The organism is Streptomyces liliifuscus, assembly GCF_016598615.1.
Taxonomy (GTDB): domain Bacteria; phylum Actinomycetota; class Actinomycetes; order Streptomycetales; family Streptomycetaceae; genus Streptomyces; species Streptomyces liliifuscus.
This window is the reverse complement of the sequence record NZ_CP066831.1, coordinates 6314870-6328601: the sequence shown is the minus strand read 5'-3', so window position 1 is coordinate 6328601 and position 13732 is coordinate 6314870. Positions and strand designations below refer to the sequence as shown.

The window sequence follows — 13732 nt, the reverse complement described above, 5'->3', positions numbered from 1 at the left end:
CCTGCGGGTCTGTGATCTGCGACACGGGGTACGACAACGTCTTTGTGATCTCCACCACCCGGCGAAGGATCATGAAGTCGGATCAGTGCCGATCTTCGTACGAGAAGCGTCCGAGTGATCACCAGAGGTGACATTTTCGCCCGTCGTCGCTGGTCCAGGCTTCGACGCACTATCAAGGCCGCGAGATCCAAGGCAAATTGGCGTTGGACATCGGTGCTTGATAGAGGAACTCGTTCACACTTCGGGGGGAGTTGCGGTGCCCGGTGTGGACGACCCGGGCGCGTGCATCCGTTCACGAGCGGAACGCGTCCGTCGGCCCGACCTTCACGGCTCCCCCGCCTCACACGCGTGACACCGCCGCAGGACCAGCCGTTCCGTGACCTGCGTCACATTGGTAACAGCCGGGAAACAACCGGGCTTGGCCAACCGCTCCAACGAGTGGTAGGTCGCGGGCAATTCGGACGTAACGCGGAAAGGCCGTGATCACAGGCTTCGCGGGCAGTGTCCGCAATGCCCGTTACGGCGTCAATAAGGAACGCCACGCCCGGGATTCGGGCGGCCCATTGAACAACTGTGGCGCACCACACGTTTCTTGAAGGTATGGAGGAGCCCCTGATACCGGTTGTCCCTATGTCCCACACCGCTCACATACGCAGCCACCGGAAACCCCGGCCTCGCAGCAGCTCGGCGCTCGCGATGCGCGCCGGAGTTGCCGGTGGCGTCCTCAGCACCCTGGCAGTGGCCGGTGCGGCCGGATCGGCGAACGCTGCCGAGCCGGTGACCCAGACCATCGAGCTGCCCACCCTCACGGCCGACATGACCGCCCAGGTCGCGGAGTCCGCGGAGGTCACCCAGCAGGCCGCGGCCGACTACCAGCTTCGGGCCGAGCGCGACGCGGCCGCCGCCAAGGCCGCCAAGCAGGCCAAGGCGGACCTCGCCGACGCCAAGAAGAAGGCGGAGGCCAAGCAGAAGGCCGAGGACGCCCGCAAGGCCGCCGCCGAGCGCGCCACCCGGTCCTCCGAGCGGACCACGCTCACCTCGACGTCGGCCGACAGTGACGTCCCCGCCCCCGCGAGCGGCAGCGTCGGCACGGTCATCAACTTCCTCAAGGCGCAGCTCGGTGACGCCTACGTCATGGGCGCCAGCGGCCCGGACGCATGGGACTGCTCCAGCCTGGTGCAGGCCGCGTACAAGCAGGTCGGCGTGGACCTGCCGCGCGTCTCCCAGGACCAGTCCGTGGCCGGCACCCCGGTCTCGCTGTCCAACGTCCAGGTCGGCGACATCCTCTACTGGGGTGGCGCGGGCTCGGCGTACCACGTGGGTGTCTACATCGGTAACGGCCAGTACCTGGACGCCGCGAACCCCTCGAAGGGTGTCGTCATCCAGGACCTGTCGGGCTACCCGGCGAGCGGCGCGGTACGCGTGCTCTGACCTCCGGCCGGGCTCTCCAGGCCACTGGCAGGGCCTCTCCGGCTCTCGGCCGCGCAACGTGAGGGCCGCTTCCCCGAGGAGGGGAAGCGGCCCTCAGGCGCGCCTCAGGGGCCTCGTCGGCCCCAGCGGGCGGCCGGCCCCGCCGGAAGCGCCGAAGAAGGCCGGCTGTCGTCTGCGGCGCCGTCGTGGCTGATCGCGCGGTTCCCCGCGCCCCTTCGGGGCGCGGCGGTACGACCCGGCCGGTGGGTCACGCCCTCGGGGCCACCTTCGAGAGACCGTTGATGATGCGGTCCATCGCGTCGCCGCCCGTCGGGTCGGTCAGGTTGGCGAGCATCTTCAGCGTGAACTTCATCAGAATGGGGTGCGTGAGACCCCGCTGCGTGGCGATCTTCATGACCTTCGGGTTGCCGATGAGCTTCACGAAGGCGCGGCCGAGCGTGTAGTAGCCGCCGTAGGTGTCCTTGAGGACCTTCGGGTAGCGCTGGAGGGCGAGTTCGCGCTGGGCGGGGGTCGCGCGGGCGTGCGCCTGGACGATGACGTCGGCGGCGATCTGCCCGGACTCCATGGCGTACGCGATGCCCTCGCCGTTGAAGGGGTTCACCATGCCGCCCGCGTCGCCGACGAGCAACAGGCCCTTCGTGTAGTGGGGCTGGCGGTTGAAGGCCATCGGGAGAGCGGCGCCCCGGATCGGGATCGTCATGTTCTCCGGGGTGTAGCCCCAGTCCTCGGGCATCGAGGCACACCAGGCCTTCAGGACCTCGCGCCAGTCCAGTTCCTTGAAGGAGGACGTGGTGTTGAGGACGCCCAGGCCGACGTTCGACGTACCGTCGCCCATGCCGAAGATCCAGCCGTAGCCGGGCAGCAGCCGGTCCTCGCCCGGGCCTCGCTTGTCCCAGAGCTCCAGCCACGACTCCAGGTAGTCGTCGTCGTGGCGCGGGGACGTGAAGTACGTACGGACCGCGACGCCCATCGGACGGTCCTCGCGGCGGTGCAGGCCCATCGCGAGCGACAGCCGGGTCGAGTTGCCGTCGGCGGCGACCACGAGGGGCGCGTGGAAGGTGACCTCGCGCTTCTCCTTGGAGTCGGCGTCGCCGAGCTTCGCGTGCACTCCGGTGATCCGGCCCGTGCGGTCGTCGATGATCGGAGCGCCGACGTTGCAGCGCTCGTGCAGCCGCGCGCCCGCCTTCTGCGCCTGCCGGGCCAACTGCTCGTCGAAGTCGTCCCGCTTCCGTACGAGTCCGTAGTCGGGGTAGGCGGCGAGATCCGGCCAGTCCAGCTGGAGGCGGACGCCGCCGCCGATGATGCGGAGCCCCTTGTTCCGGAGCCAGCCCGCCTCCTCCGAGATGTCGATTCCCATGGAGACGAGCTGTTTGGTGGCGCGCGGCGTCAGCCCGTCACCGCACACCTTCTCCCGCGGGAACGCGGTCTTTTCGAGGAGCAGGACGTCCAGTCCGGCCTTGGCCAAGTAGTAGGCGGTGGTGGAACCGGCTGGCCCGGCCCCGACGACGATCACATCGGCGGTGTGTTCGGAGAGGGGCTGGGACTCGGTCACGGCGGGTTCTCCCCAAGTCTCGAAGGCTCTAGGTCTCGAAGTGCGAAGTCTCGAAATCCGCGTGCTGAGGGGCACGGGACATGGGCAGTCTATGCAGCGGTACTGATCACCTGGCTGAAGGGCTGCCCCGTGAACCGAGCTCTCCCCGTGGTACACCTGCGCGTCCCGACCGACGAGGACGCGTATGCCTGGCACCGGGTCTTCGACGACCCGGACGTGATGGAGTTCCACGGCGGAAAACCGGCCGAGCTGTCCTTCTACGAGGAACTGACCGCCCGGCAGCGCCGGCACGACGCCGAGTACGGCTTCTGCCTGTGGACCATGCTCGACGGGGAGGGGCAGGTCATGGGCTTCACCGGCGCCCAGCCGTGGCCGCGCGACTGGGGGCCGAAGGGTGAGATCGAGATCGGCTGGCGACTCGGGCGCAGGCACTGGGGCAAGGGGTACGTCACGACGGCCGCGCGGATCACGCTGGAACGGGTGCGGGCGACGGGCGTACCCAGCGTGGTGGCCATGGTGAACTCCCGCAACGAACGCTCGATCGCGGTGACCAGACGCCTCGGGATGGAACTGGCCGAGACGTTCACGACGGAGACGTCGGACCAGTTGGGGCACTGCTACCGGTTGGCGCTCTGACGGTTTCCGGCCAGGCTCCCGCCGGGTTCCCACCGGGTTTCCGGGGAATTCCGGGGGCTTTCGGCCGGGCTTCCGACACCTTCCGGCACGGCTCGGCAGGGCTTACTCTGCCGGTACCGCTGGGGGTGACGTCTGTGCGCATACCACGCAAGACACCCGAAGTGCGCGTGCCGCGGCTCGTCGGTCTGATGGCCGTGGACGCGCGCGAGACGGCCGAGGCGCGAGGGGTGCGGCTCGCCGCGCCGGATCGGCCCGACTTCCATCTGACCGTTGTCGATTACGTCGTACGGCAGTATCCGTTGCCCGGTTCCGAGGTGCCTCGGGGTGCGGTCGTCACTGTGTGGTTCGACTTCGGGGAGGGTGAGGGTGGGGGCGGGGCCGGTGTGCGGGAGCCTCGGCGGGGTGGGTCGCCGCCCGGGGGGTTGTACCGGGAGCTTGATGAGCCGGGGGATCCGTTTGCCGTGCTGCGGTAGCGATTCGGCTCCGCCAGGAGGGCAGGGGACCTCAGGTTGTGGGTATGTGCGAGCCGGTGGGGGCTGGTCGCGCAGTTCCCCGCGCCCCTAAAAGCTTTCCGTGCCCCTGGAAGACAAAGTTTGCGCCGTTCCCCGCGCCCCTAAAGCTTCTCGCGCCCCTGGAAGACAAAAGATTGCGCCGTCCCCGCGCCCTAAAAGCTCTTCGCGCCCCTACCAAGCCGGTTACGGAGTCTGCTTGTAGCCCCTGTGCAGGGCCACTACCCCGCCCGTCAGGTTGCGCCAGGCGACCTTTGACCAACCTGCCTTGGTGAGGCGGTCGGCGAGGGCGGGCTGGTCGGGCCAGTCGCGGATGGACTCGGCGAGGTAGACGTACGCGTCGGGGTTGGAGGAGACCGCGCGGGCCACCGGCGGGAGGGCGCGCATCAGGTACTCGGTGTAGACCGTGCGGAACGGCGCCCAGGTCGGGTGCGAGAACTCGCAGATCACGACGCGTCCGCCGGGCTTGGTCACCCGGTACAGCTCGCGCAGCGCGGTGTCCGTGTCCTGTACGTTCCGCAGGCCGAAGGAGATCGTCACCGCGTCGAACGTGTCGTCCTTGAACGGCAGCTTCGTGGCGTCGCCCGCGGTGAGCGGCAGCCAGGGGTGGTTCTTCTTGCCGACCCTGAGCATCCCGAGGGAGAAGTCGCAGGGGACGACGTACGCACCCGTGCGCGCGAACGGCAGCGAGGACGTGGCCGTGCCCGCCGCCAGGTCGAGGATCTTCTGCGCGGGCCGCGCGGCGACCGCCTTCGCGACCTCCTTGCGCCACACCCGGTCCTGGCCGAGCGACAGCACGTCGTTCGTCAGGTCGTAGCGTTCCGCCACGTCGTCGAACATCGAGGCGACTTCGTGCGGCTGCTTGTTCAGGGATGCGCGGGTCACACCCCCATTGTGGCAGTACGGGCCGGGTGACTCTCCAGCACCCGGCCGCACTTTCGGGCACTACCGAGAACACTCGTTGAGAGCCCTCCCATGAGGCAAGCCTTTGCGCTGGTCAGAGCCTGTTTCCTGGCTACGCAGAAAAGCGCCGGACCCACCCCCATAGACCATAGGGAAGGTCCGGCACTGTCCGGCTGTCACCGGGTTCCTGCGGGTGGCTACGGCAAATACGTGGCGAAGTTTCCCGGAGCCGCTCAGCCTGCCTCAGGCAGGTCGGGGAGGTCCTCCCCTGCCTCCATCCTCCTCTTGAGATCCGGGAGCTGGCCGGACACGCAGCGGGCGTAGGTGGCCAGGAGGATCGGCACGCTGTTGCCTGCCCACTCGGCGACCTGTGCCGCCGGGATCCCGTCGTTGAGCCACTTGGTCAGACGGGTGTGGCGCAGGTCGTACACGCGCTTTCCTGTCGGAGACTCGAACTCGTGCGGGGCGAGAACCTCTTGACGGGCACTGCGCCACGCTCGGCGGATGACGCGGCTCGCGAGGAGGTCCCCCTTCTCGCCCTGGAACAGGATGTCGCCCGGCTTAAGGCTCTCCGCTTCGATGTGGTCGCGGAGGATCCGCGTCAGCGAGGGATGACCGGGAACGCCACGAGTGTCATCCGCAGCGCGCCCCTTCAAACCACGCTCTTCGTGTATCGCCCCGTCGTCGGTCCAGTTTTTCCCGACCTCCGGCTGCGCTGTGTGGAACAACAGCTCGCACCATTGGTCGGTGGCGCCTTCGTCGGGCAGACGGACGTCTGCGACGCGCATCGCCACCACTTCTTCTGGGCGTGGACCGGCGTAGTACATCGTGGCGAAGAACGCGTGCAGCCGCTTGCCGCCACGAGGGCGCCGGCGGATCCAGCCCAGAAGGTGGGCGGCCTGCGCTGGGTTGAGGAGAGCGCGCTTGTCTACGGCAGACGACGTCTTGGGCACCGCCCCTCTACCTTTCGGTAGAGGGTTCGCACGCAGAACCCGGTGCTTCACCGCGTACTCCATGGCCACGTTCAGGTTTCGCCGGTTGCGCTTGACTGAACTGGCAGCGGCCCGCGTGCCGTCCAGCTTGGTGCCCAAGGCGCGCAGGACTTCATCAAGCTTGCCCGGGTCCTCCCAAGCAGCCATAGACAGAGTGTTGCGTTCCACCCACTTCAGGATGATGACCACCTCGGGTGGAGCCTCCTCCCTACGCATCGTGTTGAACGCGAACTCCCTCAACGCGGTGCGCACGTCAACTGGCCTGGAGACAGTGGGTGGCGTTCGCAGCAACGCGACGGTCACCGCCGTCAGAGTCTTCGCGGTGTTCCTACGGCTGTTGGCCGCGGTCTGCCGCCATTGCGCATCAACGAACTGGACGGCGAAGCCGTACCAGTTCACCGCGCTCGCTCCCGATTGGTGCGAGACGGGGCGCCCCGTGATGAGGCTGAATGCCTCGCCGCGACTTGTGGCACTGACCAGCCCAGAGCGGAAAGCATCGGCGAGCGCTCGTGTGTCAAAGGGTGCGCCCCATTCCCTGCCGTCCAGTGCCCAGCGCACGTGATACGTCGTCTTGCGCTTGCCCCGATAGACCCTGATGTTCCAGATCTTGACGTTGTACGTGGTGTCCATCAGGCGCAGTCCTCCCGATCATCCAGCCAGTGTTCGTAGTCGCTGCGGCGGATGCGGAGGTCACCGTTGGGCAGCTTGATGCAGCGCGGGGCGCGCCCCTTCGCGCGCCAGTCGTAGAAGGTAGAGCGCGAGATCTTCAGGTCCTTGCAGATCTCGGCGGGAGTGAGCTTGTCGTCTCGCGACCTCGGCAGGGCCGTCGTCACTGCGCAGTCCTCTCGGGGTTGGCGTCGGACAGTCGGACACTGGGGGTTCCGGGGTGTCCGGTCCCTTCGGGCAGGTCAGTGGAGGTAACCGGACAGTCGGACACCTGGGACACCTCCGGGTGGGGGGTGTCCGGGTAGTAGCGGCCCGCGGCGTCCTTGGTGAGCTGTCCCGCCTCAGCCATGCGAGAGCAGTAGCGGCGGACGGTGTCCGCGTCGACGTCCGGCAGTGAGGCAACGACGTCCCGCGGACGCACGCCAGGGTTCTCCCGGACATGCCGGAGGATCGCCGCGCGGGTGTCGCCGATGGTGTGGTCGGTGACCGGCCCATCGAGCATGTGCCAGGCGCCGGAGGCGGCTTGGAACTTCAGGGCGTACTCGGCTTCGTCGACGTCACGTCCGGTGACGTGCAGGATGCCGTCCGCCTGGCCGCGCGCCCGTTTCAGTACGAGCGTGGCGTCCGCGGCTCCGGCAATGCCATTGGTGCCGGAGACCTCCGTCAGAAAGTCCTCCGAAGCCATCTTGCGGACGTGGTGGACGAGCACCACGGCGATGCCGTAGTGATCAGCAATCCGCTTGGCATAGGTGACGGCCACGTAGTCCGCGTCGTACGCGGACACGCCTTGCGGAGCGGGACCGCGCATCTTGGCGAACACGTCGACGACGACCATGCGGGCGTCGGAGTTACGGTCGAGCCATCCGGAGATGGCATCGCTGCCGCCCTGGGGAAACGGCGGGCATTCGGTGACCAGGGTCAGCCCGGCCGGGGCCGCCTGTCCTCCGAGCATCTTGCCCATGCGGGTCTGGAGGCGGCGCGGGGTGTCCTCCAAGGCGAGGTACAGCACCGGGCCGCCGTCGACCGGCAGGGAGTCGAAGGCGTAGCCCCCGGACGCGACCGCAAGGGCAAGTCCGAGGGACAGCCAGGACTTGCCGACTTTAGGCGGTCCGGCGAGCAGGCTGACGCCCTCGGCGAGGATGCCGGGCACCGCCCACTTCGGCTCCGGAAAGTCCGCGGCCATGAGCTGATCAGCGGTCCACGCGGTGCGCGGGCGCTCCCGCTTCGGCGGCGCCTCCACGGCCGGTTGGGGGTCGCTGGGCACGGAGTACAGGTGGAGCGGGGGGATGGGGTTGGTGCTCATGCCGCGACCCTTCGGGGGCGGTTGGCTCCGGCCCGTAGGCCAGAGGCGATGGTGCGCCGTGCCTCGCGCTCGCCCTGGCCGACGCTCAGCGCTGCCTCGGCAAGCTTCTCGGTCACCTCGTACGCGTCCAGCTCTCCCCCGGCGACCAGCTGACCGAGGGCAACGGACGCGATGTAGAGCGCGTTGTTGTGCTGGTGCTCGCCGGAGCCAGTGACGCGCGCCAACTCGCCGTTGACTGCCGCGTTCAGGAACTTGCCTCGCCGGTCGCGGATCGTCAGCGGGACCGTGACCGGGCGCTGCGGGGGCAGCGGTGCCGGGCGCAGCAGGTTCGTCAGCCAGTCCGGCAGAGGGGCCACCGGCATGTCATGGACGGTCGCGTACCGGTGGCCGTTGACGATGCTGCCCGGGGCGACGACGTAGCCTCCTGCCGCGCGGGTGTCGACCTTCCAGCCCAGCCCGCGGGCGCTGTCCCCGGCGGTGTTGCGCAAGGGCTCACCCTCGGGTGCAGCGAAGTAGAGGTGCCTGCCGCCGCTCCACGTACGGACCGTGTACGTGTCGGTGGGGAAGGGCTGGCCGTGGCGCTCGCAGAGCACGGCGAGCACGTCGGCTCCGTCGGTGACGCCGTGCTCGGCCCATTCGGCCGGCGGGGTGTCGTCCGGGCCCTTGGGGGTGTCGAGGTCGACGACGACCAGGCCGGAAGGGCCGGTGGCAGTGGCGACGTTGTAGGGGGCGCGCGTCCAACAGCGCGTGATGCGCTCGCGGTCGGCGGTGGCGCGAGCCTCCCAGTCACGCACGGCCGGACGCTTGTCGCAGGGGATGAGGGGGAAGACCTGCCAGTCCCGCGACGCTGCGTCAAGCGCTGAGGCCAGCTGGTTGGAGGAGTGCGGTTGCGTCATGCTGGTAGCTCTCCTGTTTCTTTGGAGGGACACGGAGAACCGGGGTGGGTGCAGGCTTTGGCGAGACGGCACCCACCCCGGGCGCATCTAGAACGGCGGCTCTTCGCGGTACTGCGACTCCCCAGCGGCCCCGGCTCCGGCCGGGGCCGCGGTGTTCCATGCGTCGGTGGCCGGGCCGGAGGCGGCACCGCTGCCGTTGCGCTGGACGCGGTCGACCTTGGCGGTGGCGAAGCGCAGCGAGGGACCGATGTCGTCGACTTCCAGGGCGAGCATCGAGCGGTTCTCGCCCTGGTCGGTCTTCCAGTTGTGCTGCCGCAGACGGCCGGTGACGACCACGCGCATGCCCTTGGTCAGGCTCTCGGCAACGTGGTTGGCGAGGTCGCGCCATGCGGTGCAGCGCAGGAACATCGCGGTGCCGTCCTGCCACTGATTGGTGGTCTTGTCGTAGCTGCGCGGGGTGGCGGCGACGGAGAACTTCGCCATGGCGGCGCCGCTGGGGGTGTAGCGAAGTTCAGGGTCTCCGGCAAGGTTGCCGACGATGGTGATGGGGGTCTCTCCCACGGACATGGGGATCACTCGCTTTCGGTGTGGGTTAGCGGGGCAGGTCGTTGGTGTGCAGGCGCCGTGCTGCGGCGTGCAGCTTGGCGTCCAGGACGGCGGGCGGGGCGGCGCTGAAGGCGTGCAGGGCGACGGCGGCGGCGATGATGACGTCGCACAGTTCGTCGGCCACGTCGCGCGGCGTGTGGGTGATGCCCTTGCGGGGGTTCTGGCCGGTCAAGCCGATGTAGGCGGCAGAGGCTTCGCCCGCCTCCTCAACCACCTTCAGTAGGCGCATGGCGGTCTCGTGCTCGCCGGTGCCGTTGGCGGTGTCCAGCGCGATAGAGATGCGCGCGGTGGTGGGCCACAGGATGGCGCTCATGCGGACTTCCTCTCAGTGATGGGGAGTTGGAGGTTCAGAGATTCGGGTGTGGGCCGCTGAGACAGGTGCCGTACTGCGGTCTGCTTGCTCGCGGTGGGTACGTCGTCGTGGAAGCGGCGGGTGCCAAGATCACGTGTTCCGGCTACGTGCCGGAGCGCGCCGGAGTGGGTGTGGTTCCACTGCTCTGCGCACACCTTGTGGACGGGTTCGTCCGTGTGGGAGCGCATCGGGGTTGGCTTGCCGCACAGGGCGCAGGGCAGATCTTCGAAGCGGTCGAAGTGCAGTGCGTCGCGCCAGACCAGCAGCCGCACCGCGTCCCCGTTCATGCGTCGCGGTTGCGCGTCGGCAGCTCCGGAAGGCCTGCGGTTTCCAGGGTCTTGGGGTCGAAGCCGGGCAGCATCGCGCGGGCGGTGAGCGCGGCGGCGAGCTGTTCGGCGTAGGCGGCGCCGGTGCGGGCCACCTCGATCTGCGTGGTGCCGCGGATCGTCTCGACGCGCTCGATGTGGGCGCGTTCCTCCCGTCGGTCGCTCACGTGCCGCTCGTACGCCACGCGCGTGCGACGGTCGTCGCGCCAGTACCGGGCGGCGAGCCCGTAGGCGACGGCGGTGGCGAGCACCCAGAGCAGCAGCGGCAGGGAGAGCCCGTCGGCGTATCCAGCCACGCCCGCCAGGGCGAGCCCGCCGGAGGCGGCGAACGCGGTTCCGGCGATGACGGGGTCTCCGGCGCGGCCGACGCTCGCGCACGCGCCGGCCGCCGCAGCGGCGAGGGACAGCGCGGTCATCAACACGGCGTTGCCGACGCTGTGTTCGGCGCCGTTGGCGTTCCAGATCCGGGCCACGATCAGCACGGTCGACGTGGCCAGTGCGGGCGCGGCCTTGGGGGCGATGAGGGCGAGCCAGTGGCGCGCCACGATCTGTTCGTTCACGGCTGGCTCCTACAAGTTCGGGAGCGCGGTGACCACGGCGCTCATGAGTTCGTTGACGGTGGAGGCGGCGCCGGTGGAGGCGAGGTAGAAGCCGAACATCACGGCGACGAACGCGGAGCCCGCTCCGAGGGTCTTGGAGCGCAGCAGCATGAACAGCACGAAGCCGAAGAGCAGGGCGAGGGAGACGGTCACGGCCATGCCGGTGACCTCCTTTCGGGTCAGCGGGTGCCTTCGCGGTAGATCCGCTGGGCGCGGTTGAAGAGCCAGCGGCCGATGCGGACGCGCTTGCCGCGGCCCTTGCATTGGCGGCAGCGCTTGCCGCGCTTGGGGCGTCCCTTGCGGTCGGTGGTGGTGGCGAAGCCGAAGCCGTTGCACTTGCGGCAGGTGCCGAACGGGCTTCCCGCACACACAGCTGCGTAACACAGCGTGACGGTGAGCAGGAAGGCGGTAGCAAGGGCTATGGGGGTCATCAGGGCCCCTTCCTCGGGGTTTCCGGGGTTTTCGCAGGTGGGGTGCTATCCGCTAGATCGCAGATGGGGTGCTGTTTGGGGTGCTAGCGGGGGTGCTACCGGTAGCAGGTGCCCCCGCTACCGGTAGCGGGTCTCCAGGGCTAGGCGGCGCCCCGATTTTCGTCACGCTCCGCAATCACCTTCGTGAGGTCATCACGGACGATGCCGCGGCGCGTGGTGCGCTCTCCGTCGTCCGTCGTTCCGGCTACGCCGACGGTCTTGATGCCGTGCGGCTTCAGGGCGGAGGTGACGTTCTCGCCCTTCCAGCCGCCGTAGACCTCCGGCCGCAGTTCCGCGAGCCGGGCGGCGATCCGCTCGTTCCACACCCGCTTCTCGGAGGCGGGAACGACTGCGGCGACATCGGCGAGCAGGTCGTACGACGGCCCGGACGTGGACTCGGCTTCTTCCCCGAGGGCGTGCCCGGACAGGGTGCCCTCGGCCTTGCGCAGCGCATGAGCGCGCTGGGCGATGGCGTTGGTGGCCGGGTCGTCCAGGTAGGCGGTGCGCACCACGGTCGGCAGCGGGTTGGCGCCTCCGAGGTAGCCGTTGCCCGCGTCGATCTCCGGGCGGAAGGCGGTGGCGCGCACGCCGTTCTTGTACGCCGACGTGCCGAGGATCATGTCGTTCTCGACCTGCCCGGCGACGCGGAGGCAGAAGCGGATGGAGACGTTGCCGCTGATCCCGGTCGGCAGCGAATCCTTGTCCGGGCGCTGCGTGGCCAGGACCAGGATCACCCCGAGGGCACGGCCCAGCTTGATGATGAACTCGGCGTCCTCACCTGCCTGTTTGCCGTATTTGGAGTGGGCGAACAGGTTCTGGCACTCGTCGAACACGGCGAGCAGCGGCCACAGCTTCAGTGAGCGCTTGTCGGCGATGGAGCGGGTGATGCGCTTGTCCGGGCACAGGTCCCGCGGCAGCTTCTTGATCACGCCCGCGCGCCGCATGACCTCCTCGCGCAGCAGCGTGAGGGAGTCGGCCGCGTACTTGATGGAGTCGTCGTCGATGCCGGAGACGAACCGGTGGCTGACGCATTCGAGGGAGTCCAGGTCACCGGTGCCCTTGTTCTCGTGCAGCCACAGTTCCACCGACGGATCCAGTGCCGCGCCGCAGGCCAGCACCCGCACGGAGGCGGTCTTGCCCTGTCCGGGCTGCGAGCCGATCAGGATGTTGTGCTGGATCAGCGGCACCGACTGAGCGCGCCCCCGCGGGTCCAGTCCGAACGGGATCCGCTTGAAGACGTCGTGTCGGCGGGCATTGGCGAGCTGCCACTTGACGATGCCGGTCTTGGACAAGTCCCGGTCCCCCACCCACAGGATGAGCCGTCCCTCGTGCTCGTTGGGGTCTGCGTCCGGCCACACGCAGCCCAGCGGGCGGCGCAGGCCGGAGGCAAGCCGGGCGCGGCGGTCGGCCACGTCGGCGACCGTCACCCCGAGCGGCAGGTCGATGTCCGCGCGCCAGCCGGGACCTTCGCGAGTGATGGGGGCGACGAACTTGATGCCGTCCTGGCCCTTGGCGACCGCGGACGCGATCTGACCGATGCCGATGGAGGCCATGGCCTTCATGACGATGTCGCTGGTCAGCTTCTGCACCTCGGTCTTGATGACCGCGCGGGTGGCCAGCGGCGCATCGGCCGGCGCTCCGGCCAGGCCGAAGCCGAGCACGGCCACGACGGCGGCGATGAGCTGGGTCATCGGCTGCGCCCCGTAGACCAGGAACAGGCCGACCCCCAGGGCGAACACGGCGCCGATGACGGTGAGGACCATCCGCAGCCGCACCCGCCGGTCGCGCTGCCGGGACAGCTTCAGGTACTCATCCACCTGCTCGTTCGTGGCCGTGTACTGACGCAGTGCCTCGCCCTCGCCGTCCACGGCCCAACGGCCGACCCTGCCGAGGGTGTTGAGCGCGCCACGCGGTGCGCGCCAGATGAGCTTGGGCAGGTAGACGACCGGTACGCGGACCGCGTGGAAGGCGACGGTGTGCCAGGCGTGCCCGGCGAGCCAGCCGAGTGCTTCCTTGAACTCCGCGGCCGACTTCAGCCACGCCGGGAAGACATCCAGTCGCTTGCTGTTCTTGATGCGGTCGATGACGCCGGGGCCGGACACGGTCGGCACGGCACTGTCGACCAGGGTCGGCCGTGCGTCGGGCGACTCGGTCGGCTCCGGGTCGGCCGACTTCGACGGCCGGGAGTCGGCCGACGGGTCGGCAGTCGAGTCGGGCGACCCGTCGCGCGCGGTGCGGGCCTTGCCGAGGTCGACCACCTCGCCCCCGGACGGGGCGGTGGAGTCGGCCAACTCGGCTTCCAGCCGGTTGAACAGTTCGTTGTCGTCGTCGGGGTGTTTCACTGAGGTTCCTTCCACTTCTGGTGTGAGGGATGGCGGGCCCGGCCGACGCTGTAGGAGGTGAACGGTCGGGCCCGTGTTGTGCGGTTCGTGCGTGCCCCGGGCCGGATTCGATCCGGCGCCCTCGCGGCATGGCTGCCGGGGCTTCTGCC

16 protein-coding genes are annotated in these 13732 nt (G+C 69.1%); 3 read left to right on the top strand and 13 right to left on the bottom strand.

The window, feature by feature from the left end:
- Nucleotides 1-600 precede the first annotated feature (600 nt).
- Nucleotides 601-1431 (top strand): C40 family peptidase, encoded by an 831-nt coding sequence (locus JEQ17_RS27215; RefSeq protein ID WP_200397654.1) that lies wholly within the window; start codon nt 601-603, stop codon nt 1429-1431.
- A gap of 247 nt (nt 1432-1678) precedes the next feature.
- Here JEQ17_RS27215 and JEQ17_RS27210 read toward each other — a convergent pair whose 3' ends face one another.
- Entirely contained in the window at nt 1679-2983 is a 1305-nt protein-coding gene (locus JEQ17_RS27210) for a geranylgeranyl reductase family protein (protein WP_200397653.1), read from the bottom strand.
- Between the two features lie 129 nt (nt 2984-3112).
- Between JEQ17_RS27210 and JEQ17_RS27205 the strand changes: the two genes are divergently transcribed.
- Both JEQ17_RS27205 and JEQ17_RS27200 read left to right on the top strand, forming a co-directional pair.
- Nucleotides 3113-3619, top strand: a complete 507-nt coding sequence (locus JEQ17_RS27205; RefSeq protein ID WP_200397652.1) for a GNAT family N-acetyltransferase — start codon at nt 3113-3115, stop codon at nt 3617-3619.
- Nucleotides 3620-3744: 125 nt separating this feature from the next.
- A complete protein-coding gene (locus JEQ17_RS27200) occupies nt 3745-4092 on the top strand; it encodes a PASTA domain-containing protein (RefSeq protein ID WP_383381125.1) in 348 nt (115 codons plus the stop codon).
- Between the two features lie 222 nt (nt 4093-4314).
- Here JEQ17_RS27200 and JEQ17_RS27195 read toward each other — a convergent pair whose 3' ends face one another.
- The 12 genes from JEQ17_RS27195 to JEQ17_RS27140 all read right to left on the bottom strand — a co-directional run bounded on the left by JEQ17_RS27195 (nt 4315) and on the right by JEQ17_RS27140 (nt 13583).
- The gene (locus JEQ17_RS27195; protein ID WP_200397650.1) at nt 4315-5013 is read right to left on the bottom strand and encodes a demethylmenaquinone methyltransferase; all 699 of its coding nucleotides are present in this window, start codon (nt 5011-5013) and stop codon (nt 4315-4317) included.
- 251 nt (nt 5014-5264) lie between these two features.
- Entirely contained in the window at nt 5265-6653 is a 1389-nt protein-coding gene (locus JEQ17_RS27190; protein WP_200397649.1) for a tyrosine-type recombinase/integrase, read from the bottom strand.
- The gene (locus JEQ17_RS27185) at nt 6653-6856 is read right to left on the bottom strand and encodes a helix-turn-helix transcriptional regulator (RefSeq protein WP_200397648.1); all 204 of its coding nucleotides are present in this window, start codon (nt 6854-6856) and stop codon (nt 6653-6655) included. The genes JEQ17_RS27190 and JEQ17_RS27185 overlap by 1 nt, the downstream gene beginning before the upstream one ends.
- Nucleotides 6853-7992 (bottom strand): AAA family ATPase, encoded by a 1140-nt coding sequence (locus tag JEQ17_RS27180; RefSeq protein ID WP_200397647.1) that lies wholly within the window; start codon nt 7990-7992, stop codon nt 6853-6855. Before JEQ17_RS27180 ends, JEQ17_RS27185 begins: the two co-directional genes overlap by 4 nt.
- Nucleotides 7989-8888, bottom strand: a complete 900-nt coding sequence (locus JEQ17_RS27175) for a bifunctional DNA primase/polymerase (RefSeq protein WP_200397646.1) — start codon at nt 8886-8888, stop codon at nt 7989-7991. The genes JEQ17_RS27180 and JEQ17_RS27175 overlap by 4 nt, the downstream gene beginning before the upstream one ends.
- An 87-nt stretch (nt 8889-8975) precedes the next feature.
- On the bottom strand, nt 8976-9455 hold the full coding sequence (locus JEQ17_RS27170) for a single-stranded DNA-binding protein (RefSeq protein WP_200397645.1): 480 nt from the start codon (nt 9453-9455) through the stop codon (nt 8976-8978).
- 25 nt (nt 9456-9480) lie between these two features.
- A complete protein-coding gene (locus JEQ17_RS50175; protein ID WP_234048386.1) occupies nt 9481-9807 on the bottom strand; it encodes a MazG-like family protein in 327 nt (108 codons plus the stop codon).
- Nucleotides 9804-10133 (bottom strand): hypothetical protein, encoded by a 330-nt coding sequence (locus JEQ17_RS27160; protein WP_200402119.1) that lies wholly within the window; start codon nt 10131-10133, stop codon nt 9804-9806. Before JEQ17_RS27160 ends, JEQ17_RS50175 begins: the two co-directional genes overlap by 4 nt.
- Complete coding sequence (locus JEQ17_RS27155; protein ID WP_200397644.1) at nt 10130-10732, bottom strand: hypothetical protein; 603 nt, start codon at nt 10730-10732, stop codon at nt 10130-10132. Before JEQ17_RS27155 ends, JEQ17_RS27160 begins: the two co-directional genes overlap by 4 nt.
- Before the next feature lie 9 nt (nt 10733-10741).
- Complete coding sequence (locus tag JEQ17_RS27150) at nt 10742-10930, bottom strand: hypothetical protein (protein ID WP_200397643.1); 189 nt, start codon at nt 10928-10930, stop codon at nt 10742-10744.
- A 20-nt stretch (nt 10931-10950) separates the two neighbouring features.
- Complete coding sequence (locus JEQ17_RS27145; RefSeq protein WP_200397642.1) at nt 10951-11202, bottom strand: hypothetical protein; 252 nt, start codon at nt 11200-11202, stop codon at nt 10951-10953.
- Nucleotides 11203-11342: 140 nt separating this feature from the next.
- Complete coding sequence (locus JEQ17_RS27140; RefSeq protein ID WP_200397641.1) at nt 11343-13583, bottom strand: P-loop NTPase family protein; 2241 nt, start codon at nt 13581-13583, stop codon at nt 11343-11345.
- Between the last annotated feature and the right edge of the window lie 149 nt (nt 13584-13732).